This is a genomic window from Massilia varians, from assembly GCF_027923905.1.
Taxonomy (GTDB): domain Bacteria; phylum Pseudomonadota; class Gammaproteobacteria; order Burkholderiales; family Burkholderiaceae_D; genus Telluria; species Telluria varians_B.
Genome location: NZ_AP026966.1, coordinates 4296098 through 4319848, shown reverse-complemented (window position 1 = coordinate 4319848; position 23751 = coordinate 4296098). Strand labels below are relative to the sequence as shown.

At 65.3% G+C, this 23751-nt stretch carries 24 protein-coding genes; 23 read left to right on the top strand and 1 reads right to left on the bottom strand.

The window, feature by feature from the left end; translation table 11 throughout:
- Positions 1-16 precede the first annotated feature (16 nt).
- From leuD to MasN3_RS19470, 16 genes are all read left to right on the top strand, one after another.
- A complete protein-coding gene (gene leuD, locus MasN3_RS19545; RefSeq protein WP_281909470.1) occupies positions 17-664 on the top strand; it encodes a 3-isopropylmalate dehydratase small subunit in 648 nt (215 codons plus the stop codon).
- Between the two features lie 13 nt (positions 665-677).
- The gene (gene leuB / locus MasN3_RS19540) at positions 678-1748 is read left to right on the top strand and encodes a 3-isopropylmalate dehydrogenase (RefSeq protein WP_281909468.1); all 1071 of its coding nucleotides are present in this window, start codon (positions 678-680) and stop codon (positions 1746-1748) included.
- Between the two features lie 23 nt (positions 1749-1771).
- On the top strand, positions 1772-2899 hold the full coding sequence (asd, locus tag MasN3_RS19535) for an aspartate-semialdehyde dehydrogenase (RefSeq protein ID WP_281909467.1): 1128 nt from the start codon (positions 1772-1774) through the stop codon (positions 2897-2899).
- 319 nt (positions 2900-3218) lie between these two features.
- A complete protein-coding gene (locus MasN3_RS19530; RefSeq protein WP_281909465.1) occupies positions 3219-6251 on the top strand; it encodes a FimV/HubP family polar landmark protein in 3033 nt (1010 codons plus the stop codon).
- Positions 6248-7048 (top strand): tRNA pseudouridine(38-40) synthase TruA, encoded by an 801-nt coding sequence (gene truA / locus MasN3_RS19525; protein ID WP_281909464.1) that lies wholly within the window; start codon positions 6248-6250, stop codon positions 7046-7048. The genes MasN3_RS19530 and truA overlap by 4 nt, the downstream gene beginning before the upstream one ends.
- Positions 7048-7764 (top strand): phosphoribosylanthranilate isomerase, encoded by a 717-nt coding sequence (locus MasN3_RS19520; protein ID WP_281914552.1) that lies wholly within the window; start codon positions 7048-7050, stop codon positions 7762-7764. The genes truA and MasN3_RS19520 overlap by 1 nt, the downstream gene beginning before the upstream one ends.
- On the top strand, positions 7748-8989 hold the full coding sequence (gene trpB, locus MasN3_RS19515; protein ID WP_281909463.1) for a tryptophan synthase subunit beta: 1242 nt from the start codon (positions 7748-7750) through the stop codon (positions 8987-8989). The genes MasN3_RS19520 and trpB overlap by 17 nt, the downstream gene beginning before the upstream one ends.
- 42 nt (positions 8990-9031) lie before the next feature.
- Complete coding sequence (gene trpA, locus MasN3_RS19510) at positions 9032-9829, top strand: tryptophan synthase subunit alpha (protein WP_281909461.1); 798 nt, start codon at positions 9032-9034, stop codon at positions 9827-9829.
- A 154-nt stretch (positions 9830-9983) separates the two neighbouring features.
- Positions 9984-10256 (top strand): hypothetical protein, encoded by a 273-nt coding sequence (locus tag MasN3_RS19505; RefSeq protein ID WP_281909460.1) that lies wholly within the window; start codon positions 9984-9986, stop codon positions 10254-10256.
- A gap of 141 nt (positions 10257-10397) precedes the next feature.
- Positions 10398-11270, top strand: a complete 873-nt coding sequence (gene accD / locus MasN3_RS19500) for an acetyl-CoA carboxylase, carboxyltransferase subunit beta (RefSeq protein ID WP_027866740.1) — start codon at positions 10398-10400, stop codon at positions 11268-11270.
- Positions 11271-11342: 72 nt separating this feature from the next.
- Positions 11343-12641 (top strand): bifunctional tetrahydrofolate synthase/dihydrofolate synthase, encoded by a 1299-nt coding sequence (gene folC / locus MasN3_RS19495; RefSeq protein ID WP_281909458.1) that lies wholly within the window; start codon positions 11343-11345, stop codon positions 12639-12641.
- 12 nt (positions 12642-12653) lie between these two features.
- Positions 12654-13601 (top strand): SPOR domain-containing protein, encoded by a 948-nt coding sequence (locus tag MasN3_RS19490; RefSeq protein WP_281909456.1) that lies wholly within the window; start codon positions 12654-12656, stop codon positions 13599-13601.
- Positions 13602-13629: 28 nt separating this feature from the next.
- On the top strand, positions 13630-14118 hold the full coding sequence (locus MasN3_RS19485; protein WP_281909454.1) for a CvpA family protein: 489 nt from the start codon (positions 13630-13632) through the stop codon (positions 14116-14118).
- A gap of 50 nt (positions 14119-14168) precedes the next feature.
- A complete protein-coding gene (purF, locus tag MasN3_RS19480; protein WP_281909452.1) occupies positions 14169-15692 on the top strand; it encodes an amidophosphoribosyltransferase in 1524 nt (507 codons plus the stop codon).
- A gap of 4 nt (positions 15693-15696) precedes the next feature.
- Positions 15697-16935: a cystathionine gamma-synthase family protein gene (locus MasN3_RS19475; RefSeq protein ID WP_281909449.1), complete on the top strand. Its 1239-nt coding sequence runs from the start codon at positions 15697-15699 to the stop codon at positions 16933-16935.
- A 211-nt stretch (positions 16936-17146) separates the two neighbouring features.
- Complete coding sequence (locus MasN3_RS19470) at positions 17147-17881, top strand: tetratricopeptide repeat protein (protein WP_281909447.1); 735 nt, start codon at positions 17147-17149, stop codon at positions 17879-17881.
- A gap of 61 nt (positions 17882-17942) precedes the next feature.
- Here the strand turns inward: MasN3_RS19470 and lexA are convergent, their stop codons facing one another.
- Positions 17943-18575, bottom strand: coding sequence for a transcriptional repressor LexA (gene lexA, locus MasN3_RS19465; RefSeq protein ID WP_281909445.1), 633 nt, complete (start codon positions 18573-18575; stop codon positions 17943-17945).
- A 270-nt stretch (positions 18576-18845) separates the two neighbouring features.
- Between lexA and rpsF the strand changes: the two genes are divergently transcribed.
- The 7 genes from rpsF to MasN3_RS19430 all read left to right on the top strand — a co-directional run bounded on the left by rpsF (position 18846) and on the right by MasN3_RS19430 (position 23626).
- Positions 18846-19232 carry a 30S ribosomal protein S6 gene (gene rpsF, locus MasN3_RS19460; RefSeq protein ID WP_020656856.1) on the top strand — a complete coding sequence of 129 codons (387 nt, stop codon included), beginning with the start codon at positions 18846-18848 and terminating at the stop codon, positions 19230-19232.
- Between the two features lie 28 nt (positions 19233-19260).
- Complete coding sequence (priB, locus tag MasN3_RS19455; protein ID WP_281909440.1) at positions 19261-19551, top strand: primosomal replication protein N; 291 nt, start codon at positions 19261-19263, stop codon at positions 19549-19551.
- Between the two features lie 42 nt (positions 19552-19593).
- Positions 19594-19884 (top strand): 30S ribosomal protein S18, encoded by a 291-nt coding sequence (rpsR, locus tag MasN3_RS19450; RefSeq protein ID WP_027866749.1) that lies wholly within the window; start codon positions 19594-19596, stop codon positions 19882-19884.
- 37 nt (positions 19885-19921) lie between these two features.
- A complete protein-coding gene (rplI, locus tag MasN3_RS19445; RefSeq protein ID WP_281909439.1) occupies positions 19922-20374 on the top strand; it encodes a 50S ribosomal protein L9 in 453 nt (150 codons plus the stop codon).
- Positions 20375-20480: 106 nt separating this feature from the next.
- Positions 20481-21866, top strand: coding sequence for a replicative DNA helicase (locus MasN3_RS19440; protein WP_281909437.1), 1386 nt, complete (start codon positions 20481-20483; stop codon positions 21864-21866).
- 87 nt (positions 21867-21953) lie between these two features.
- A complete protein-coding gene (locus tag MasN3_RS19435) occupies positions 21954-22580 on the top strand; it encodes a DUF47 domain-containing protein (RefSeq protein WP_281909435.1) in 627 nt (208 codons plus the stop codon).
- A gap of 35 nt (positions 22581-22615) precedes the next feature.
- Positions 22616-23626, top strand: coding sequence for an inorganic phosphate transporter (locus MasN3_RS19430; RefSeq protein WP_281909434.1), 1011 nt, complete (start codon positions 22616-22618; stop codon positions 23624-23626).
- Positions 23627-23751 lie beyond the last annotated feature (125 nt).

The following is a 23751-nucleotide window of genomic DNA, read 5'->3' as shown; positions in this document are numbered from 1 at the left end:
AGGAGCCGGAGCGAACATGGATAAATTCACCGTACATGAGGGAGTGGTAGCGCCGCTCGACCGTGCCAACGTCGACACCGACGCCATCATTCCGAAGCAGTTCCTGAAATCGATCCGCCGCACCGGCTTCGGCCCGAATCTATTCGACGAGTGGCGCTACCTGGACCACGGCGAGCCGGGCCAGGACTGCAGCACCCGCCCGGTCAACCCGGATTTCGTGCTGAACCAGCCGCGCTATGCGGGCGCCTCGATCCTGCTGGCGCGCAAGAACTTCGGCTGCGGCTCCTCGCGCGAGCATGCGCCCTGGGCCCTGCAGCAGTACGGTTTCCGCGCCATCGTGGCGCCCAGTTTCGCCGACATCTTCTTCAACAACTGCTACAAGAGCGGCCTGCTGCCGATCGTCCTGGACGAAGAAGCGGTGGACGGCCTGTTCAAGGCGGTAGAAAGCAATCCGGGCTTCAGGCTGACCGTGGACCTGGAACAGCAGCGCATCGGCACGAGCGACGGCAGCATCTCCTACGGTTTCGCCATCGACGACTTCCGCAAGTATTGCCTGCTCAACGGCCTGGACGACATCGGCCTGACCCTGCGCCACGCCGACGACATCCGCGCGTTCGAGGCGCGCCACCTGGCGGCCCAGCCGTGGCTGGCCAACACGATCTGATAAGAGAGACCGCATGAAAATCGCAATCCTGCCGGGTGACGGCATCGGCCCGGAGATCATGGACCAGGCGGTCAAGGTCCTGAACGCGCTGGGCGAATCGTTTGAGCTGGAAACCGCCCAGGTCGGCGGCGCCGGCTACGCCGCCCACGGCCATCCGCTGCCGGAAGGCACCCTGAAGCTGGCCAAGCAGGCCGACGCGGTGCTGTTCGGCGCCGTCGGCGACTACAAGTACGACACGCTCGAGCGCGCGCTGCGCCCGGAGCAGGCTATCCTCGGCCTGCGCCGCGAACTCGGCCTGTTCGCCAACCTGCGTCCGGCCATCCTGTATCCGGAACTGGCGGGCGCCTCGACGCTCAAGCCGGAAGTGGTGTCCGGCCTGGACATCCTGATCATCCGCGAGCTCACCGGCGACATCTATTTCGGCAAGCCGCGCGGCGTGCGCGAATGCCCCGACGGCCCGTTCGCGGGCCAGCGCGAGGGCTTCGACACCATGCGCTACGCCGAAGGCGAGATCCGCCGCATCGCCCACGTGGCCTTCCAGGCCGCCCGCAAGCGCGGCCGTCGCGTGACCAGCGTCGACAAGGCCAACGTGCTGGAAACCTTCCAGTTCTGGCGCGACATCGTCACCGAGGTGCACCAGGACTACCAGGACGTCGAGCTCGAGCACATGTACGTCGACAACGCCGCCATGCAGCTGGTGCGCGCGCCGAAGAAGTTCGATGTCATCGTCACCGGCAACATGTTCGGCGACATCCTGTCGGATGCCGCCGCCATGCTGACCGGCTCGATCGGCATGCTGCCCTCGGCTTCGCTCGATGCCAACAACAAGGGCCTGTACGAACCTTCGCACGGCTCGGCGCCGGACATCGCCGGCCAGGGCGTGGCCAATCCGCTGGCGACCATCCTGTCGGCCGCGATGATGCTGCGCTTCAGCTTCGGCCTGACCGAACAGGCCGACCGCATCGAGAACGCGGTCAAGCGCGTGCTGGCCCAGGGCCTGCGCACCCCCGACATTTACGAAGCGGGCACCAGCAAGGTCGGTACCGCAGAGATGGGCAACGCGGTCGTCGCGGCCCTGAGCTAATTTTTATATCCAAGGAAACAACAATGAAACTAGTAGGCCTGGTAGGCTGGCGCGGCATGGTGGGCTCGGTCCTGATGCAGCGCATGCAGGAAGAGGGCGATTTCGACCACATCGAGCCGGTGTTCTTCACCACCTCGAACCCGGGCGGCGCCGCGCCGACCATGGCGAAGAACGAGACCACGCTCAAGAGCGCGCTTGATGTCGCGGAACTCTCGAAGTGCGAGATCATCATCTCGTGCCAGGGCGGCGACTACACCACCGAAGTGTTCCCGAAGCTGCGCGCGGCCGGCTGGAACGGCTACTGGATCGACGCCGCCTCGACCCTGCGCATGAACGACGACGCCGTCATCGTGCTCGATCCGGTCAACAAGGAGGTCATCAAGAACGCCATGTCGCGCGGCGTGAAGAACTTCATCGGCGGTAACTGCACCGTGTCCTGCATGCTGATCGGCCTGGGCGGCCTGTTCGAGCAGGGCCTGGTCGAGTGGATGACGTCCATGACCTACCAGGCGGCTTCGGGCGGCGGCGCCCAGCACATGCGCGAGCTCCTGACCCAGTTCGGCACCATCAACGGCGCCGTCAAGCCGCTGCTGGACGATCCGGCCTCGGCCATCCTCGAGATCGACCGTACCGTGCTGGCCACCCAGCACGGCCTGTCCGCGGAAGAAACCAAGCAGTTCGGCGTGCCGCTGGCCGGCAACCTGATCCCGTGGATCGACAAGGACCTGGGCAACGGCCAGTCGAAGGAAGAGTGGAAGGCCGGCGCCGAGACCAACAAGATCCTCGGCCGCGGCGAAGGTTTTGGCAGCAAGGCGATTCCGGTCGACGGCCTGTGCGTGCGCATCGGCGCGATGCGCTGCCATTCGCAGGCGCTGACCATCAAGCTCACCAAGGATGTGCCGCTGGATGAGATCAGCGACATCATCGCCTCGCACAACCAGTGGGTGAAGGTGGTGCCGAACACCCGCGACGCCTCGATGCGCGAGCTGTCGCCGGCCGCCGTCACCGGCGGCCTGGGCATTCCGGTCGGCCGCCTGCGCAAGATGTCGATGGGTAACGACTACCTGTCGGCCTTCACCGTCGGCGACCAGCTGCTGTGGGGCGCCGCTGAGCCGCTGCGCCGCATGCTGCGCATCGTGCTGGACAAGTAAGCATCCCCGGGGCCGGTCTTCCGGCCCCCTGCGGGTGTTGGCACCCTTGCCACACTCGCTGTCATATTGCCAAGCGCTTGTAATCAAACGCTATCAAACACGCCCCACATCGGTCATTCTGGCCACATATCTCGGCTTCCTCCGACGAGCTTGTGCGCTGGGAGCTTGCATGCTCCAGAGCATGATGATATGTTGAGACTCCTAGGAAATCGTCTTTCCTCTGGCCAACTTTCTCACACTGCCGATTATGCATTTTCCTCACCGTCCTCCGCTCATGGCATTTGCGCTGAAATCAGTCACCGCGGCCGTGGCAAGTGCCGTGCTCCTGTCGTCCGCCGCCTCGGCCGCGGGCCTCGGGAAGCTGACGGTGCTGTCGGCACTCGGCCAGCCGCTGCGTGCCGAAATCGAACTGACGACGACCGCCGGCGAGGATGCCTCGAGCATGGCAGTGAAACTGGCCTCGCCGGAAGCCTTCCGCGCGGCCAATATCGAATTCAACCCGGCCCTGCTGGCGCTGCGCTTCAACGTCGAGCAGCGCGCCGGCCGCCAGTTCATCCGGGTCAGCTCGACCCAGCCGCTGAACGAGCCCTTCGTGGACATGCTGATCGAGCTGTCCTGGAACAACGGCCGCCTGGTGCGCGAATACACCTTCCTGCTGGACCCGGCCGAACTGCGCAACACCCAGCCGGCCCAGGCGGCGGCCGAGGCCCGTCCGGCAGCGCCGCAGCCGGCCGCCCAGCCGCGCGCGGCGGCCCCGCAGCCGGCCGCGCCGCCAAGCCAGGCGCCGCAGCAGGCGCAGCCGGAGCCGCGCCGCGAGGCGCCGCGCGCCGCCGCCCCGGCCGAGGCTCCCGCCAGCGCGGCCGCGTCGCGCTACCGCGTGCGCCAGGGCGATACCCTGGGCAAGATCGCCGCCAAGCTCAAGCCGGCCGACATCTCGCTCGACATGATGCTGGTGGCGCTGTACCGCGCCAATCCGGACGCCTTCATCGGCAACAACATGAACCGCCTGAAGTCGGGCCAGATCCTGTCGGTGCCGGACTCCGGCGCGCTGCGAGGCAGCGGCGAAGCCGAGGCACGCGGCATCGTGGTCGCGCACGCGGCCGACTTCAATGCCTACCGCAACAAGCTGGCCGGGCAGGTGGCCAACGCCGCCCCGCAGCGTACGCCGCAGGCAGGCCAGAGCGCGGCCGGCAAGATCACCGCCAAGGTCGAGGAACGCCCGACCGCGGCCAACGAATCGCAGGACCAGTTGCGCCTGTCGAAAGCCACCCAGGCCGCCGCCGGCGCCCAGGGAGCGGCCACCGCCAGCGCCGAAGACAGCATCGCGCGCGAGCGCGAACTGGAGCAGGCCCAGGCCCGCGTCAAGGAACTCGAGAAGAACGTCAACGAGCTGGAACAGCTGATGACGGTCAAGAGCCGTTCCGGCAGCGAGGTGCAGAACGCCGCCGCGGCGGGCGCCGTCGCCGGCGCCGCGACGCCGGCCGCACCGGCAGCCAAGCCCGCAGCGGCGGCCAAGCCGGCCAAGCCGGCCGCGCCGGCCGAACCCAAGCCGGCGGAAAAGGGACTTGCCGATACGCTGATGGACAACATCAATGTCGTCGCCGGCGGCGCTGCCATCCTGCTGCTGGGTGCGCTCGGCATCTCGCAGCGCCGCCGCAAGAAGGGCGATGGCGCCAAGGGCGTCGTTGCCGAACCTTCGGTGCTGGGCGTGCCGACCCAGGGAGCGCACTCGCTGTACGCGGAAGCGGGCGGCCAGAGCGTCGACACCAGCAACAGCGTGTTCAATTCCAGCTTCGCACCGTCGGCCTCGCAGCTCGACACCAACGAAGTCGATCCGGTCGCGGAAGCCGACGTCTACATCGCCTACGGCCGCGACGCCCAGGCCGAGGAGATCCTGAAGGAGGCGCTGCGCACCCATCCGGAACGCCATGCGGTGCGCCTGAAGCTGCTCGAGATCTACGCCGCCCGCAAGGACCTGCGCGCCTTCGAGACCCAGGCCAGCGAGCTGTACAGCCTGACGCGCGGCACCGGCGACGAGTGGGCCCAGGCGGCCGCGCTCGGCCTGGGCATCGACCCGTCCAATCCGCTGTATGCCGCTGCCGCCGGCGCCGCGCCGGTGGCGCCGGCCCCCAGCCCGCAGGAGCGTGACCAGCAGTCGCTGCTGTCGCAACAGCTCGAAGCCTCGTTCCGCGGCGGTGCCCCGGTCGCCGCCCTCGGCGCCGGCGCCATGGCCGGTGCGGCCTACGCCGCGATGGACCACGACCAGGAGCAGGAGGCCACCGCACTGCCGGACTTCGATGCCACGCTGCCGGCCGATGCCAGCCCCGTGGCCGAGCAGCGCAGCGACGACAACTCGCTCGATTTCGACCTCGGCGGCCTGAGCTTCGAACCGATCGCCAGCACCGAGCCGATCGCCATGGCCGGCCCCGGCCGCGACGATGCGCTGGACGACACCGCCGTGCCGGACCTCGACTTCGCGCTCGATCCGCTCGGTGACCCTGTCACCTCGCCGCCGCCCGACCTCGCCGCCGCGCCCGCGCCCGCTAGCGAGGAGCCCTTCGACCTCGCCTTCGACATGAGCTTCGGCGAGCCGGAAGCCGCGGTCCAGCCGGAAACCGCGCACGCCCCGGTCGCGCAGCACGACATGGCCGGCCTGGCCGCCGAATTCGAGCTGCCGCCGCTGCCGGCGGTCGACGAAGACGCGGCGCCGGCGCCTGCCGCGCAATCCGCGCACGAGGATCGGCTGTTCGACCTCTACACCATGGACTTCGGCCTGCCGCCCGCTGCGGCGGCGCCCGCCGCCGTGGCCGAGGCGACCCCGTTCCACGAAGAGCTGCCGGCCGTCCTCGGCGCAACGGCTGGCGCGAGCGGCACGGACGATCCGCTGTTCGACCTCGACACCATGGACTTCGGCAGCCCGGCCGCACCAAACGCCGCGCCGAGCCTGTCCCAGCCGGCGCTCGCGCCTTTCGAGTTCGACGCGCCGCCGGCGGCGGCCAGCCCGGCAGCCGACGAAGACCCGTTCGCACTGGACGACGTGCCGGCCGCAACGCCTGCCGCCGCAGCAAGCGAGCCGAGCTTCGACCTGGCCGACATCGACCTCGAGCTGCCGTCCTTCGAGCAGCCCGCAGCCTTCGATGCCGACTTCCTGGCGCCGTCGTCCGAGCCTGCCCTGGAGCCGGCCGCGCTCTCGCCGGAACACATGGAAATGGAAACCAAGCTCGACCTCGCGATCGCCTACCAGGAAATCGGCGACAAGGAAGGTGCGCGCGAGCTGCTCGATGAAGTCATCAAGGGTGGCAGCAGCGAACAGGTGAGCAAGGCCAGCGCGATGCGCTCCCTGCTCGCGTGAGGCGCATCGCACTGGGTGTCCAGTACGTCGGTACGGGCTGGAGCGGCTACCAGAAACAGCCCGATCGCAATACCGTCCAGGACCGGCTCGAAATCGCCCTCGAGAAGTTCGCCTGCACGCCCCTGAACACGACCTGCGCCGGCCGCACCGACGCCGGCGTGCACGGCATCGAGCAGGTGGTCCACTTCGATACCGATCTCGACCGTGCCATGCAGAGCTGGGTGCGCGGCGTGAATGCCTTCCTGCCCGACTCGATCGTGGTGCGCTGGGCGCACGAGGTCGTGCCCGATGCGGACGGCAACGAGTTCCACGCGCGCTTCTCGGCGCGCTCGCGCACCTATCACTACGTGCTCTACAACAACCCGAACCCGTCGGCACTGCTGGCCGGGCGGGCCGGGTGGGTGTTCCGTCCGCTGGACGTCGAGCGCATGGTCGAGGCCGGCCAGTACCTGCTCGGCGAACACGATTTCTCGGCCTTCCGCGCCTCGGGCTGCCAGGCCAATTCGCCGGTCAAGCAGATGCACGAGGTCAGCATCCAGCGCTACGGCGACGTGCTCGTGTTCACGGTGCGCGCCAGCGCTTTTCTCCACCACATGGTGCGCAACATCGTCGGCTCGCTCATCTATGTGGGCACGGGTCGCAACGAACCCGGCTGGATGAAGGAAGTGCTGGAGAGCCGCTCGCGCGACGTGGCGGCGCCCACTTTCATGCCGGACGGCCTGTACCTGGCCAAAATCGATTACGATCCCAAGTGGGGATTGCCGCAGGAGCCTTCGCACCCGCTGCCCTGGCTGTAATTCGCACAGTTTCAAGGATCGTCATGCAACGCACCCGTATCAAAATTTGCGGCATCACGCGCGTGGAAGACCTGCGCGCGGCCGTCACTGCCGGCGCCGACGCGCTCGGTTTCGTTTTTTATCCCAAAAGCCCGCGCTACGTCACGCCCGAGCAGGCGGCCGAGTTGTGCCGGGCGCTGCCGCCCTTCGTTTCCGCGGTGGCGCTGTTCGTCAACCCGACGCTGGAGGAGGTGAGGGCGGTCGCCGCACGGGCGCCGCTGTCGCTGATCCAGTTCCACGGCGACGAGACGGTCGAGCAGTGCGCGGCGCTGGCCGCGGACGTCGCGCGCCCCTTCGTGAAAGCCTTCCGCGTCAGGCCGGACACAAGCCCGGATGAACTGCTAGAATACGAACGTATATACCGCGCCGCCAGCCCCTGGTTCTCCGGCCTGTTGCTGGATACCTGGGTGGACGCCTACGGCGGCGCAGGAAAGGTCTTCGATTGGTCTCTCGTCCCAAAAGAGCTCGCGCCTCGGGTCGTTTTGAGTGGTGGGTTGAACGCACAGAACGCGACTGACGCGGTGGCACGTGTTCGTCCTTTCGCGGTCGACGTCAGCAGTGGCGTCGAGGCGCAGAAGGGCATCAAGGACGCCCGCAAGCTTGCCGGTTTCATCGAGGCAGTGCGGGCCGCCGACGCCATCCCATCGAGTGAGAACCATCATGAAAGATCGTCCTAGCGGAACCGCTCCGCTGTTCCAGACCCCCGATTACCAACTGCCCGACCGGACCGGGCACTTCGGCCCCTACGGCGGCAGCTTCGTCGCCGAGACCCTGTCGCATGCGCTGGCCGAGCTGAACGACGCTTACGCGCGCTATTCGAACGACCCCGAATTCCTCGAGGAATTCCGCTACGAACTGGCCCACTTCGTCGGCCGCCCGTCCCCGGTCTACCACGCCAAGCGCTGGTCCGAGCAGATTGGAGGCGCCCAGATCTTCTTCAAGCGCGAAGACCTGAACCATACCGGCGCGCACAAGATCAACAACGTGATCGGCCAGGCCCTGCTGGCCCGGCGCATGGGCAAGAAGCGCATCATCGCCGAGACCGGCGCCGGCCAGCACGGCGTGGCCACCGCCACCATCTGCGCGCGCTTCGGCATGGAATGCGTGGTCTACATGGGCAGCGAAGACGTCCAGCGCCAGGCGCAGAACGTCTACCGCATGAAACTGCTGGGCGCGACCGTGGTGCCAGTGGAATCGGGCTCCAAGACCCTGAAGGACGCGCTCAACGAAGCGATGCGCGACTGGGTCACCAACATCGAAAACACCTTCTACATCATCGGCACCGTGGCCGGGCCGCACCCGTATCCGATGATGGTGCGCGACTTCCAGTCGGTGATCGGCGAGGAGTGCCGCGTGCAGATGCCGGCCATGACCGGCCGCCAGCCCGATGTCGTCGTAGCCTGCGTCGGCGGCGGCTCCAACGCCATGGGCATTTTCTATCCGTACATCGACGAGCCGGGCGTGAAGCTGGTGGGCGTCGAGCCGGCGGGCGAGGGGATCGAGACGGGCAGGCATGCGGCGTCGCTGAGTGCCGGCATCCCGGGCGTGTTGCACGGCAACCGCACCTACCTGCTGCAGGACGCGAACGGGCAGATCATCGAGACGCATTCGGTCTCGGCCGGCCTGGACTATCCGGGCGTGGGGCCGGAGCACGCCTGGCTGAAGGACATCAAGCGCGCCGAGTACGTGACCATCACGGACGAGGAAGCCTTGCAGGCCTTCCACGATTGCTGCCGCATCGAGGGGATCATCCCGGCGCTGGAGTCCTCGCATGCGATCGCCCATGCGGTCAAGCTGGCGGCCACGCTGCCGAAGGACCAGCTGATCCTGGTCAACCTGTCGGGCCGCGGCGACAAGGACATGCACACGGTGGCGCAGAGGATGGGGCTGGATTTCAGCTGACCGCCTTCCCGCACATCGTGAACCTTTAAAAGAAAGAACAGCATGTCCCGTATCGCATCGACCTTTGCCGCCCTCAAGGCGCAGAACAAGACCGGCCTGGTCACCTTCATCACCGCCGGCGATCCCGGCCCCGAGCTCACCGTGCCGCTGATGCACGCTTTGGTTGCGGGCGGCGCCGACGTCCTGGAACTGGGCGTTCCGTTTTCCGACCCGATGGCCGAGGGCCCGGTGATCCAGCGCGCCTGCGAGCGCGCGCTCAAGTTCAACGTCGGCCTGCAGGACGTGTTCGGGTTCGTGCGCGAATTCCGCAAGACGAATGCGACGACGCCGGTGGTCCTGATGGGCTACGCCAACCCGATCGAGCGCATCGGCCAGGACAACTTCATTCGCTGCGCGAAGGAAGCGGGCGCCGATGGCGCGATCGTGGTCGACTATCCGCCGGAAGAGTGCGCCGCTTTTGCCGAGGCCATGCGCGCCAACGGCCTCGATCTGATCTTCCTGCTGGCGCCGACCTCGACCACCGAGCGCGTGCGGCAGGTGGCCCAGTACGGCGGCGGCTTCAGCTACTACGTCTCGCTCAAGGGCGTGACCGGGGCCGGCAGCATCGACACCGCGGACGTGGCGCGCCGCGTGAACGCGATCCGCGAGCACGTGAAACTGCCGATCGGCGTCGGCTTCGGCATCCGCGACGGCGCCACCGCGCGCGCGGTGGCGGAAGTGGCGGATGCGGTGGTGATCGGCAGCCGCATCATCCAGGAGCTGGAGTCGGTGCCGAAGGAGCAGGCCGTGGACGCGGTGCGCAACTTTACTTCGGGGATCCGCAGCGCGCTGGACGCCTGAACGACGTTTGGCTTGACGCGTAGCAAGCAGGGACGCCCGATTGGCGTCCCTTTTTTACGCACGGTGAATGGGATGCGCGGAGGGCATTCCCCTCTGTTGGCGCTTGGGTTACATTGCCTGTGTTCCCTTTTATCAACCAACCGGGCAGGCGGCCATGAAAAAACAGATCGTCCACGTTTCCGTCCTCCAGTCGGCCAAGGTCATGGCCGTCCTTTATCTGGTCATGTCCCTGCCGATGGTGGCGATCATGGCCATTCCCGCGACTGCCAGCGGGCAAGGCTTTTCGCTGGCAATGCTGATCCTGATGCCGATCCTGTACACCCTCCTCGGCTTCGTCTTCACCGCAGTCGGCGCCTGGGTCTACAACATCGTTGCCGGCAAGGTCGGCGGATTCGAATTCACGACCAGCGAAGTGGACGGCAAGTAGGCGCTTCGACGCGTAACACGGGTACCAGGGAGTGCGGAGCAATCATGTCGGAATGCTAATTGGCAGGGCGACATGATTCGACAAGCGGCACGCTTGCGGCTACACTACCGCCACTTCGAAGACTTGCCGCAAGGAGAAAAGATGAGTTGGCTAGAAAAACTGCTGCCCCCACGGATCCAGCGCTCCGATGCCGCCAAGAGTAAGACCATGCCCGAAGGGCTGTGGGTCAAGTGCCCGTCGTGCGAATCGGTCCTGTACCGCGCCGACCTGGAATCGAACCAGCACGTCTGCCCCAAATGCGATCACCACATGCGCATCCGCGCCCGCGAGCGCCTCGATGCGCTGCTCGACGAGGGTGGCCGCTATGACATCGGCCAGGAAACCCTGCCGGTCGATACCCTGAAATTCAAGGACAGCAAGAAGTACCCGGACCGCCTCAAGCAGGCCATGGACGCCACCGGCGAAACCGATGCCCTGATCGTGCAGGGCGGTTCGATCATGAGCCTGCCGGTCGTCGTGGCCTGCTTCGAATTCGAATTCATGGGCGGCTCGATGGGTTCGGTCGTCGGCGAACGCTTCGTGCGCGGCGCCCAGGTGGCGCTGGAGCAGAAGGTGCCCTTCATCTGCATCACCGCCACCGGCGGCGCCCGCATGCAGGAAGGCCTGCTGTCGCTGATGCAGATGGCCAAGACCACCGCCATGCTGACCAAGCTGTCCGAGAAAAAGCTGCCGTTCATCTCCGTGCTGACCGACCCGACCATGGGCGGCGTCTCGGCCTCGTTCGCCTTCATGGGCGACGTCGTCATCGCCGAGCCGAAAGCCCTGATCGGCTTCGCCGGCCCGCGCGTGATCGAGAACACCGTGCGCGAGAAGCTGCCGGAAGGCTTCCAGCGCGCCGAGTTCCTGGTGCAGAAGGGCGCCGTCGACATGATCGTCGACCGCCGCAAGATGCGCGAGGAAATCGCCCGCCTGCTGGCACTGCTGCAAAACCAGGCCGCCGACGCGCTGGCCTGATCCCTGTTCCAGGTGCGGATGTCCCGGCATCCGCACCCGTGCTTCCCCCGCACGCCTACCGATTCGCATCCCATGCCTACTCTCCCGACCACCTTGCCCGACTGGCTGGCGCTGCTCGAGTCGCGCCATGCCGAAACCCACATCGACATGGGCCTCGACCGTGTCCGCGCCGTCAAGGAGCGCATGGGGCTCGCCTTCAGCTGCCCCGTGATCATGGTGGCCGGCACCAACGGCAAGGGCTCGACCTGCGCCATGCTCGAAGCCGTCCTGCTGCAGTCCGGCTACCGCGTGGGCCTGTACATCAAGCCGCACTTCCTCGACTTCAACGAGCGCGCCCGCATCAACGGCGAGATGGCCACCGATGAAGCGCTGGTGGCCAGCTTCGACGTAGTCGAAAGCGCGCGCGGCGAGGTGTCGCTGACCTACTTCGAATTCACCACGCTGGCGATCATGCACCTGATCTCCCAGGCAAACGTGGACGTCGCCATCCTCGAGGTCGGCCTGGGCGGGCGCCTCGACGCCGTCAACGTGGTCGACGCCGACGTGGCGATCGTCACCAGCGTCGACATCGATCACACCGACTACCTCGGCGACACCCGCGAGAAGATCGGTTTTGAAAAGGCCGGCATTTTCCGCCCGGGGAAGGCCGCGATCTGCAGCGACCCGGTGCCGCCGCAATCGCTGATCCGGCATGCCGAAAGCATCGGCGCCGACCTGTGGCTGCTGGGGCGCGACTTCAACTACCAGGGCGACCAGCAGCAGTGGAGCTATGGCGGGCGCGGGCAGCGCCGCAATTCGCTGGCCTATCCGGCCCTGCGCGGCGCCAACCAGCTGCTCAACGCCTCGGCCGCGCTGGCCGCCCTCGAGGTGCTGCGCATGCAGCTGCCGTGCGGCGCGCAGGAAGTGCGCGCGGGCCTGGCCATGGTCGAGCTGCCGGGACGCTTCCAGGTGCTGCCGGGCCGTCCGACCCAGGTGCTGGACGTGGCCCACAACCCGCATGCTAGCGCCGCCCTCGCGCACAACCTCGGCAACATGGGCTTCCACCGCTACACCTACGCGGTATTCGGCATCATGGAAGACAAGGACATCGAGGCCGTGATTGCGCCCTTGAAGGGCATCGTCGACCACTGGTGCGTGACCGCGCTGCCCTCGCCGCGCTCGGCGCAGCCGCAGCAACTGGCGGAAAAGCTGGCGGCAATCAAGCCCGCGGGCGCGAAAGAGGGTGATTTTTCGGTCACCACCTTCGCCACGCCGGCGGACGCCTATGCGAATGCCGTGAGCCGCGCTGGGGAGAATGATAGAATTGTGGTCTTTGGCTCGTTCTACACGGTCGCCGGCGTCATGGCGGCCCGCAAACACTCTCTACACTGATTCTTAATACGCATGGGCTTGTTCTCGTTCGGTAGCAAAAACAAGCAAGACACTGTCCGGGACAGCGGCCACTTCGTCAAGGACGACGATGCCGCCTATGGGCAGCAGGCCCGCGCCAAGCGCGCGTCCCACGCCGGCGATGGCGCCACCCGCGGCCGCGGCCGCGGCGGCGCCGATCCGATCCTGCCCGAGAAGAAGCGCGCGCGCCGCCGCCTGGTAGGCGCGATCGCGCTGGCCCTCGCCGCGGCGGTCGGCCTGCCGATGCTGCTCGATTCCGAGCCCAAGCCGCTCGGCGCCGACATCGCGATCAACATCCCGTCGAAGGACAAGGCGGCGGCGCTGCCGGTGCCGGCCGCGGCCAGCGTCGACAGCGACGAGGAAATCGTCGAGCCCACCGACGACCCGACCCTCGCCTCGGCCCAGCCGCCCGCGCCCGCGGCCAGGACGGCAACGCCGCCGGCCGATCCGGCGCCGGTCCGCACCCTCGACACCGCCCGCGCCGAACCCGCCGTGGCAAAAGCCGAGCCCAAGGCGGAACCGGTCAAGCCCGAACCCAAGCGCGAGCCGAAGTTTGATGCGCATCCGAAGGTCGCCGAGCTGGAGCTGAAGAAGTTGGAAAAGCCGGTCGAGAAGCCGCCGGTCAAGCCGGTTGCCGCCCATCCGGCCCCGGTCCCAGTGCAGAACGACGCCGCCCGCGCCATGGCCATCCTGGAGGGCAAGCCAGTGGTGAAGGCCAGCGGCCCGTCGCAGAAATACGTGGTGCAGGTGGCCGCGCTGGCTACCCAGCAGAAGGTCGACGAACTGCAGGGCCGCCTGCGCGACGCCGGCGTGTCCTCCTTCACCGAACGTTCCGGCGACCTGATTCGCGTGCGCGTCGGTCCGTACACCAAGGAAGAGGGCGAGAAGATCCGCTCCAAGCTCATCGCGATGGGCTTGTCCGGCACCATGGTGCCGCTCTGATCCAGGATTGCAGGCAAGGGCTGGCAGCGTGACGATTTTCGATTACCTGGTCTTGTTCGTACTGGTATCGTCGGTCGTCATTTCCACCCTGCGCGGGCTGGTCAAGGAGATCCTGTCGCTGCTGGGCTGGATCGTGGCCTTCGTGGTGGCGAACGCCTACGGCGCGCAACTGGCGCCGCTGTTGCCGGAACTGTTGCCCGGCGAGACCGCGCGCCTGATCATGGCCTTCGTGCTGCTGTTCCTCGGCGTGCGCATCCTGATGGGCCTGCTGTCGCTGGCGATCGGGGCCCTGATCGCGGCAACCGGCCTGAGCCTTGCGGACCGCGGCCTGGGTGGATTGTTTGGATTGGCGCGCGGCATTGTAATCGTGCTGGCCGCCGTCATATTGTGTGGGATGACGTCCATCCCGCAACAGGATTTCTGGAGGAATGCGCTGTTCTCGCCGATGGCGGAAACCGGGGCGCGTACGGTCAAACCCTTTCTCCCTGCTGCCCTGGGGCAGCACATCAGATTCTAAATTCGGTATTCACCTTTCGTAATCAAGCAGTCCAGTTTTAGGAGCGCACCATGTGTGGCATCGTCGGCGTCGTCTCGAACAATCCCGTCAACCAGCTTCTGTATGACGCATTGCTGCTGCTGCAGCACCGCGGCCAGGACGCGGCGGGTATTGCAACCAATCACAGCAGCATGTTCTCGATGTACAAGGCCAACGGCCTCGTGCGCGACGTGTTCCGTACCCGCAACATGCGTACGCTGCAGGGCAATACCGGTATCGGCCACTGCCGCTATCCGACCGCCGGCTCCTCGAGCGAGGAAGAGGCGCAGCCGTTCTACGTGAACGCGCCCTTCGGCATCACCTTGGCCCACAACGGCAACCTGACCAACCAGGCCCAGCTCAAGGAAGAGCTGTTCAAGAACGACCGCCGCCACATCAATACCGATTCCGATTCGGAAGTGCTGCTCAACGTGCTGGCCCACGAGATCCAGGAAGCGGCCGACGGCTACAAGCTGGACACCGACGCCATCTTCAAGGCGGTGGCGGCGGTGCATCGCCGCGTGCGCGGGGCGTACGCCGTGGTGGCGCAGATCGCCGGCCACGGCATGCTGTCCTTCCGCGACCCGTTCGGCATCCGTCCGCTGTGCCTGGGCGTGAACGAGGGCGAGCATGGCCTTGAGTACCTGGTGGCGAGCGAATCGGTGGCGCTGGAAGGCCTGGGCTTCCGCTTCGTGCGCGACATCGCGCCGGGCGAAGCGGTGTTCATCACCAACGACGGCCAGCTGCACGAGCGCCAGTGCGCCGAGAACCCGTCGCTGAACCCTTGCGCCTTCGAGTACGTCTACCTGGCCCGTCCGGACTCGGTGATCGATGGCGCCTCGGTCTACGCGACCCGCCTGCGGATGGGCGAATACCTGGCCGACAAGATCCGCAAGGAGATCCCGGTCGACGAGATCGACGTCGTGATGCCGATCCCCGATTCCTCGCGTCCGGCCGCGATCCAGCTGGCGCTGAAGCTCGGTGTCGAGTACCGCGAAGGCTTCATCAAGAACCGCTACATCGGCCGCACCTTCATCATGCCGGGCCAGAACATGCGCAAGAAGTCGGTGCGCCAGAAGCTCAACGCGATCGCCTCCGAATTCAAGGACAAGAACGTGCTGCTGGTCGACGACTCGATCGTGCGCGGCACCACCAGCCGCGAGATCGTGCAAATGGCGCGCGACGCCGGCGCGCGCAAGGTGTTCTTCGCTTCGGCCGCGCCGCCGGTGCTGTACCCGAACGTGTACGGCATCGACATGCCGACCCGCGACGAGCTGATCGCCCACGGCCGCACCAATGAGGAAATCTGCGCGGAGATCACCGCCGACCGCCTGGTCTACCAGGACGTGGATGCGCTCAAGAAGGCGATCTCGGACGTCAACCCGGCGCTGAAGAATTTCGAGGCCTCCTGCTTCGACGGCGTCTACGTGACCGGCGACGTGACCCCGGAATACCTCGACCGCCAGGAATCGGCGCGCCACAAGGGCGGCAGCAAGGGCGTCGAGGATGCGGCCACCAATCAGCTCAACCTCAACCGTCCGGCCACGGCGGAGTAAGACCATGAGCGAGCAGAAGTACGGTTTCACCACCACCATCCTGCACAACGACCGCCGCAAAGCGATCGAGCAGGGCTCGCTGCACAAGCCGGTGCATACCTCGGTGGCCTTCGGCTACCAGGACGCGCGCCAGCTGGCCTCGGTCTTCCAGGGCAAGGAACCGGGCTTCCGCTACGGCCGCCAGGGCAACCCGACGGTCAGCGCGCTCGAGGACAAGATCAGCAAGATGGAAGACGGGGTCGGCACCATCTGCTTCGCCACCGGCATGGGCGCGATCGGCGCGCTGTTCCAGGGCCTGCTGAGGGCGGGCGACCACATCGTCTCGTCGTCCTTCCTGTTCGGTAACACCAACAGCCTGTGGCAGACGGTATCGAGCCAGGGCGTGGCGGTGGACTTCGTCGATGCGACCGACGTCGCCAACGTGGCAGCGGCGCTGCGTCCCGATACCCGCATGGTGTTCGTCGAGACCATCGCCAACCCGCGCACCCAGGTGGCGGACCTGGCGCGCATCGGCCAGCTGTGCCGCGAGCGCGGCATCCTGTACGTGGTCGACAACACCATGACCACGCCTTACCTGTTCCGCCCGAAGGCGGTGGGGGCGGGCCTGGTGGTCAACTCGCTGACCAAGTCGATCGCCGGCCACGGCATCGCGCTCGGCGGCGCCCTGACCGACACCGGCCTGTTCGACTGGAGCGCCTACCCGCACATCGCGGCCAACTTCCGCAAGCAGCCGCCAGCTGCCCAGGGCCTGGCCCAGCTGCGCGCCAAGGCCCTGCGCGACTTCGGCGCGGCCCTCGGGCCGGAAGCGGCGCACCACATCGCGGTGGGCGCCGAGACGCTGGCGCTGCGCATGGAGCGTACCAGCGCCAACGCGCTGGCGCTGGCGCGGATGCTGGAGGCGGATGAGCGCGTGGCGGCGGTCCACTATCCGGGCCTGGCTTCGCATCCGCAGAACGGCATCGTCACGTCGCTGTTCCGTACCGGCGGTTCCCTGATGAGCTTCGAGCTGGTCGACAGCATCGACCCCTTCGACTACCTGAACCGCCTGAAGCTCGGCATCCCGGCCAGCAACCTGGGCGACACCCGCACCCTGGTGATCCCGGTGGCGCACACCATCTTCTTCGAGATGGGCGCAGAGCGGCGCGCCAGCATGGGCATCGCCGAGTCCCTGATCCGGGTCTCGGTGGGCATCGAGGACACCGAGGACCTGCTGGCGGACTTCCGCCAGGCGCTCGACGCATAAGGCATATGTAGGGTGGTCGGCTTGTCCGACCGCGCGTTCAACTTCGGCATGCTCTGCCGCAATGCATACTGGTGTTGAACGCGCGGTCGGCGGAGCGTGATCCGGTCCACTGGACCAGATCACCCCTATGCCCATCATTTTGTTTCAGCGGTTGAGCAGGGCGGCACATTGCCGCTATCATGGGCTTTCCATTTACCTCATCCACCTGCCCATGAAGACCAAGCTGTTCCTTGCATCCCTGCTGCTGTGCGGCGCCGCCTTTGCCGGCGAGCTGGAAGACGCCAATGCCCTGTTCGACAAGAAGGACTACGCGGGCGCGCTGAAGATCTACACCAAGCTGGCCAATGCCGGCAATCCGGCCGCCCAGCAGGCGCTGGGCCAGATGTATTTCTACGGCGAGGCAGGGGAGGTCGATGAAGCCAGGGCGCTCGACCTGTTCAAGAAAGCCGCCGCCAAGGGCAACAAGGTCGCGATCGCTTCGCTCGAGCTGATCGAGCAGCGCGCCAAGCGCCGCAAGGACATCGATTACTGGATCAAGGGCTATGACGGCGAAGACCTGAAATCGGGCGAGTTCCGCTGCACCACGCCGCGCATTCCGGCAATGTCAAAGGTCAATGCCGACATCGACCGCATCAGTGCGGCCGTGCAGACCTGGCAGGAGTGCTACAACAAGTACGTCACCAACCTGAACGCGGCGATGCCGCTGTCCAAGCGGATTCCGGCCGACGTCCAGAAGCTGATGAACAAGGAAGAGATCGAGCAATCGAACGCCTACCTGGCGCAGCTGCAGGAAAACCTGAGCGAGGAAGCGAAGGTGAGTTCGAAGCTGGTGCTGGCCGACTATGCTGCCTGGCGCTCGGCGACCGAGGCCTACGTGGCGGAGCACAACAAGGTAGTGAATTCCATCAAGAAGGATTCACACTGGGCGGACAAGAAGATTCAGTAAGCCGCCGGGGAGGCGGCTTCACGACTGGAGCGCCTAACAAAAAGGGAATTGTTGGGCGCTCTTAGTGCCAGCTGCGCATCAGGCCGACAGCGAGACCCTCGAGCGCGAACTCGTCTTCCGGGTTCACCTGGATCACCTTGAAGTCCGGATTCTCCGGCAGCAGTTCGACCAGGTTGCCGGTCTTGCGGTAGCGCTTGACGGTGACTTCTTCGCCCAGGCGGGCCACCACGATCTGGCCGTTCTTGGCGCTGTCGATCTTCTTGACGGCCAGGAAGTCGCCGTCGCAGATGCCGGCATCGCGCATCGACCAGCCCTTGACCTTCAGCAGGAAGTCGGGGCGCGCCGAGAACATGGCGGCGTCCACGGAGTAGGTGGCCTCGACGTGTTCCTGGGCCAGGATCGGCGAACCGGCGGCTACGCGGCCAACCAGCGGCAGCGACATCATGAGGTTCGGGGGCGGCATCGGGATCTGCTCGACCGAGGCGCCGACCAGGCGGATGCCGCGCGAGGTGCCCGGCGAAATCTCGATCGCGCCCTTGCGCGCCAGGGCCTGCAGGTGTTCTTCGGCCGCATTGGCCGACTTGAAACCCAGCTCGGCCGCGATTTCGGCGCGGGTCGGCGGGAAGCCGGTGTTTTCGATCGCTTCCTTGATCAGGTTAAGGATCTGTTCTTGCCTTGCAGTGAGCTTGAGCATGGGTGGTATACGGCATTAGTTGTAAGAGCAGACTGTATTTTTGTACAGTATTCTGATATACGCAAGGGCAAACACGGGAAAACTGCAAAAAATGTGCGCAACTGCTGCATTCGTGGCGCACCTGCCCGCTTTTTGCGGTCCGTCGCCGGCCCGGACCATGCCCGGGTTTCCATCCGCCGAGTTTTCAGGCTATAATCGAAGGCTTTCCCTTCCCACACTCGTCTTGACGCCGAGGTGGGCATTTGTTTAAACGTCCTCAAGGAGTGTTGCATGCGTCATTATGAAATCGTTTTTATCGTCCACCCGGACCAGAGCGAGCAAGTTCCGGCGATGATCGAGCGTTACAAGACCACGGTCACCAGCCGCGGCGGTAACATCCATCGCGTGGAAGACTGGGGCCGTCGCCAGATGGCTTACCAGATCCAGAAGCTGCCGAAGGCTCACTACATCTGCATGAACATCGAGTGCGACAACGAGACCCTGGTCGAGCTGGAAACCGCATTCAAGTTCAATGATGCCGTCCTGCGTCACCTGACCGTCAAGATGAAGAAGGCCGAAACCGCACCGTCGCCGATGATGAAGTCGGTCCAGCGCGAAGACGCAGCCAAGAGCCACCGCGCTGAAGCAGCTGCTGCTGCCCCGGCCGCTGCTGCCTAAGTTTTTTCTCGGGAATTCGTAGAGCGCAGTGAACCGGTTCCAGCTCATCGCGACCATCGCGGAGCGAGACGTCCTGCGTTTCACCCCGGCCGGCGTCCCCATCGTGGGCGCGATCCTGATGCACGATTCGCAGCAGGTCGAGGCCGGAGTGGCAAGGCAGGTCGCGTTTGAAATCCCCGCGCTCGGCGCAGGCGAGATTTCAGGCAGGCTGGAAAGCGCCGAACTCGGCGCCGCCTACCGCTTCGACGGATTCCTTGCACGAAAAAACCGCAACAGCAAAGCCTTGGTGTTTCACATCATTGATTTCAGTGCCGCCTAACTGTAGGTTGGCGCAACTTAGATTAGATACAGGAGCCTCGAAATGGCATTCGGTAAAAAGTTCGACAAAAACAAAGCCAAAGAAAAAATGAAGCGCAAACAGCAGAACCCGCTGTTCAAGCGCAAGAAGTTCTGCCGCTTCACCGCCGCCGGCGTTGAGCAAGTGGATTACAAAGACGTCGACACCCTGAAGGACTTCGTCCAGGAAAACGGCAAGATCATGCCGGCACGCCTGACCGGCACCAAGGCGCACTACCAGCGCCAGGTCGACACCGCCATCAAGCGCGCACGCTACCTCGCGCTGCTGCCGTACACCGACCTGCACAACGCTTAATCAGCGGCACGTCAGTCAGAATACCTGGAGAATAAATATGCAAGTTATCCTGCTCGAAAAAGTCGTCAACGTCGGTAACCTGGGCGACGTCGTCAAAGTCAAGGACGGTTACGCACGTAACTTCCTGATCCCGCAAAAGATGGCACGCCGCGCTACCCAGGCCGCCGTGGCCGAGTTCGAAGTCAAGCGCGCCGAACTGGAAAAAGCAGCAGCCGAGAAGCTGGCAGCTGCCCAGGCGCAAGGCGACAAGCTGAGCGGCATGACCGTCACCATCGCCCAGAAGGCGGGCGTGGACGGCCGTCTGTTCGGTTCGGTCACCAACTTCGACATCGCCGAAGCCCTGAGCAAGCAAGGTTTCCCGGTCGAGAAGTCGCAGGTTCGCATGCCGACCGGCCCGCTGAAGACCACCGGCGAATTCCCGGTCTCCGTCGCGCTGCACACCGACGTCGTGTCCGAGATCACCATCGCCGTCGTCGGCGAAGCCGCTTAAGCTGCTGTTGTATAATTGAAAAAAGCCGGGTTCGCCCGGCTTTTTTTATTCCCGGAAACTCGCCAATTATTTCAGCCGTGTGACCGGAAACGGTATAATGCCCGCCATGAATTCCCCATCCGATCCGCAAGTCGATTCCCTGCGCATCCCGCCGCATTCCATCGAAGCAGAACAGTCCGTCATCGGCGGCCTGCTGCGCGATAACGCGGCCTGGGACCGCATTGCCGACTTCATGCACGCCGAGGATTTCTACCGCTACGACCATCGCATCATCTTCGAACAGATGGTCCGCCTGATCAACGCCGGCAAGCCGGCCGACGTGATCACGGTCTACGAAGCCTGCAACATGCTGGGCAAGGCCGAGGAGGTGGGCGGCCTGCAGTACCTGAACGCGATGGCGCAGAACACGCCCTCGGCGGCTAACATCCGGCGCTACGCCGAGATCGTGCGCGACCGCGGCATCCTGCGCAACCTGATCACGGTCGCCGACGAAATCTCGGGCAACGCCTTCAACCCGCAGGGCAAGGAAGTCAAGCAGATGCTGGACGAAGCCGAATCGAAGATCTTCGCGATCGCCGAAACCGGTGCCCGGGGCCAGCAGGGCTGGAACCCGATCCAGCCGCTGCTCACCCAGGTGGTCGAGCGCATCGACGAGCTGTACTCGCGCGAGAACCAGGGCGAGATCACCGGCGTGCCGACCGGCTTCATCGACCTCGATCGCATGACCTCCGGCCTGCAGCCGGGCGACCTGGTGATCGTCGCCGGCCGCCCGTCGATGGGCAAGACCGCGTTCTCGGTCAACATCGGCGAGAACGTGGCGATCGAGGCCGGCCTGCCGGTGGCTGTGTTTTCCATGGAAATGGGCGGCGCCCAGCTGGCCATGCGTATGCTCGGTTCCGTGGGCCAGCTCGACCAGCACCGCCTGCGTACCGGCCGCCTGAACGACGAAGACTGGCCGCGCCTGACGCACGCGATTCAGAAGATGAATGACGCCCAGCTCTATATCGACGAGACGCCGGCGCTCAATCCCATCGAAATGCGCGCGCGGGCACGACGCCTGGCGCGCCAGTGCGGCAAACTGGGCCTGATCATCGTCGACTACCTGCAGCTGATGCAGGGCAGCCAGCCGGGCGACAACCGCGCCGCCGAGATTTCCGAGATTTCGCGAAGCCTGAAAGGCCTGGCGAAAGAGCTGCATTGTCCCGTCATCGCACTGTCCCAGCTGAACCGTTCCCTGGAACAGCGACCCAATAAACGACCCGTCATGTCCGACCTGCGCGAATCGGGCGCTATCGAACAGGATGCGGACGTTATCATCTTCCTGTATCGCGACGAGGTCTACAACCCCGACTCGCCGGATAAAGGAACCGCCGAAATCATCATCGGTAAGCAGCGTAATGGCCCGATCGGGGCGATTCGTCTTACCTGGATCGGCTCCTACACCAAGTTTGGCAACTACAGCGGTAACCTGAGCATCTATCAGGGCGATTAACAGCAACAAGCCGCGAATTTACCACCTCGCCGCTGCCAGCCGTGGCAGCGGTCTCGAAGTCCCAAGAGATTCACAACGGAGAATAATATGTTCGGACGCCTGATGCCCCAGGAGGGCAAGTTTTTTGACCTGTTCAACCAACACGCCGCCCTGTGCGTGAAGGGGGCACAGGAAATGGTTGGCCTGATGACCAACTTCGACGACCTGGAAAACCGCACCCACGCCGTCGAAAGCATCGAAAAACAAGCAGACAAGATCACCTACGAATGCGTCGACCTGCTGCACAAGACCTTCATCACCCCGCTCGACCGCGACGACATCCACAAGCTGATCACCAGCATGGACGACATCCTCGACATGATGGAAGACGCGGCCCAGACGGTGTCGCTGTACGACCTGCACGCCGTGACCCCGGAAGCCGCGCGCCTGGCCGAACTGTGCCTGTCGGCCTGCAAGAAGGTGCAGGAAGCCGTCGCGCTGCTGCATGACATGGGCAACGCCCAGAAGATCGTCGCCATCTGCGAAGAGATCGACCGTTTCGAATCCGACGCCGACCACGTGATGCGCGCCGCCATGTCCAAGCTGTTCCGCGACGAGCCGGACGTGCGCAACCTGATCAAGATGAAGGCCATCTACGAGATCCTCGAAACCGTCACCGACCGTTGCGAAGACGTGGCGAACATCGTCGAAGGCATCATCGTCGAGAACGCGTAACGGACAACCGCGCCACGCGCACAACAAGAACAAACATGGAAACTATTAACATCAGCATTTACGTGCTGGGCTCCCTGGTGCTGCTGGCACTGGTGTTCGACTTCATGAACGGCTTCCACGACTCGGCGAACTCGATCGCCACCGTGGTGTCGACCGGCGTGCTCAAGCCCCAGCACGCGGTGGCCATGGCCGCCTTCTTCAACTTCATCGCGATCTTCGTGGTCAACATGAAGGTGGCGCAAACCATCGGCAAGGGCACCATCGACCCGCACGTGGTCGACCACTACGTCATCTTCGGCGCGCTGGTGGGAGCGATCGCCTGGAACATCATCACCTGGTACTACGGCATCCCGTCCTCGTCCTCGCACGCGCTGATCGGCGGTCTGGTGGGCGCGGCGGTGGCCAAGGCGGGCACCGGCTCGCTGATCTCCGGTGGCCTGATCAAGACCGTGGCCTTCATCGTGGTCGCGCCCTTGCTCGGCTTCGCGCTCGGCTCGATCATCATGCTGATCGTGTCCTGGACCTTCGTGAAATCGACGCCGCGCAAGGTCGACACCTGGTTCCGCCGCCTGCAGCTGGCGTCGGCCGCCGCCTACTCGCTGGGCCATGGCGGCAACGACGCCCAGAAGACCATGGGCATCATCTGGATGCTCCTGATCGCGGCCGGCTACGTCAGCGTCAACGACACCCATCCGCCGGCCTGGGTCATCATCTCCTGCTATGCCGCGATCGCCTTCGGCACGCTGTTCGGCGGCTGGCGCATCGTCAAGACCATGGGTCAGAAGATCACCAAGCTCAAGCCGGTCGGCGGCTTCTGCGCGGAAACCGGCGGCGCCATGACCCTCCTGATGTCGAGCTATTTCGGCATCCCGGTCTCGACCACCCACACCATCACCGGCGCGATCGTCGGCGTGGGCGCCTCGCAGAAGATGTCGGCGGTGCGCTGGGGCGTGGCGGGCAACATCGTCTGGGCCTGGATCTTCACGATTCCGGCGTCGGCCTTCATGGCGGCGATCGCCTGGTGGATCGGCACCCACATCATGTAAGCAGGCCAAGCGGCATGCGCTGCCCGGCGTTTCGGGCATCATCGAGGCCCCCTTGTCCCGCAGGCTCGCCAGCTTGCAGGGCAAGGGGGCCTTTGATTTCATGCGCGGGGTCGCATGCGGCCGAA

Bases quoted from the DNA above. Each gene is read 5' to 3' on its own strand.
- leuD (WP_281909470.1), top strand. From the start codon at position 17: ATGGATAAATTCACCGTACATGAGGGAGTGGTAGCGCCGCTCGACCGT.
- leuB (WP_281909468.1), top strand. From the start codon at position 678: ATGAAAATCGCAATCCTGCCGGGTGACGGCATCGGCCCGGAGATCATG.
- asd (WP_281909467.1), top strand. From the start codon at position 1,772: ATGAAACTAGTAGGCCTGGTAGGCTGGCGCGGCATGGTGGGCTCGGTC.
- trpB (WP_281909463.1), top strand. From the start codon at position 7,748: ATGAAAGATCGTCCTAGCGGAACCGCTCCGCTGTTCCAGACCCCCGAT.
- trpA (WP_281909461.1), top strand. From the start codon at position 9,032: ATGTCCCGTATCGCATCGACCTTTGCCGCCCTCAAGGCGCAGAACAAG.
- MasN3_RS19505 (WP_281909460.1), top strand. From the start codon at position 9,984: ATGAAAAAACAGATCGTCCACGTTTCCGTCCTCCAGTCGGCCAAGGTC.
- accD (WP_027866740.1), top strand. From the start codon at position 10,398: ATGAGTTGGCTAGAAAAACTGCTGCCCCCACGGATCCAGCGCTCCGAT.
- folC (WP_281909458.1), top strand. From the start codon at position 11,343: ATGCCTACTCTCCCGACCACCTTGCCCGACTGGCTGGCGCTGCTCGAG.
- MasN3_RS19490 (WP_281909456.1), top strand. From the start codon at position 12,654: ATGGGCTTGTTCTCGTTCGGTAGCAAAAACAAGCAAGACACTGTCCGG.
- purF (WP_281909452.1), top strand. From the start codon at position 14,169: ATGTGTGGCATCGTCGGCGTCGTCTCGAACAATCCCGTCAACCAGCTT.
- MasN3_RS19475 (WP_281909449.1), top strand. From the start codon at position 15,697: ATGAGCGAGCAGAAGTACGGTTTCACCACCACCATCCTGCACAACGAC.
- MasN3_RS19470 (WP_281909447.1), top strand. From the start codon at position 17,147: ATGAAGACCAAGCTGTTCCTTGCATCCCTGCTGCTGTGCGGCGCCGCC.
- lexA (WP_281909445.1), bottom strand. From the start codon at position 18,575: ATGCTCAAGCTCACTGCAAGGCAAGAACAGATCCTTAACCTGATCAAG.
- rpsF (WP_020656856.1), top strand. From the start codon at position 18,846: ATGCGTCATTATGAAATCGTTTTTATCGTCCACCCGGACCAGAGCGAG.
- rpsR (WP_027866749.1), top strand. From the start codon at position 19,594: ATGGCATTCGGTAAAAAGTTCGACAAAAACAAAGCCAAAGAAAAAATG.
- rplI (WP_281909439.1), top strand. From the start codon at position 19,922: ATGCAAGTTATCCTGCTCGAAAAAGTCGTCAACGTCGGTAACCTGGGC.
- MasN3_RS19440 (WP_281909437.1), top strand. From the start codon at position 20,481: ATGAATTCCCCATCCGATCCGCAAGTCGATTCCCTGCGCATCCCGCCG.
- MasN3_RS19435 (WP_281909435.1), top strand. From the start codon at position 21,954: ATGTTCGGACGCCTGATGCCCCAGGAGGGCAAGTTTTTTGACCTGTTC.
- MasN3_RS19430 (WP_281909434.1), top strand. From the start codon at position 22,616: ATGGAAACTATTAACATCAGCATTTACGTGCTGGGCTCCCTGGTGCTG.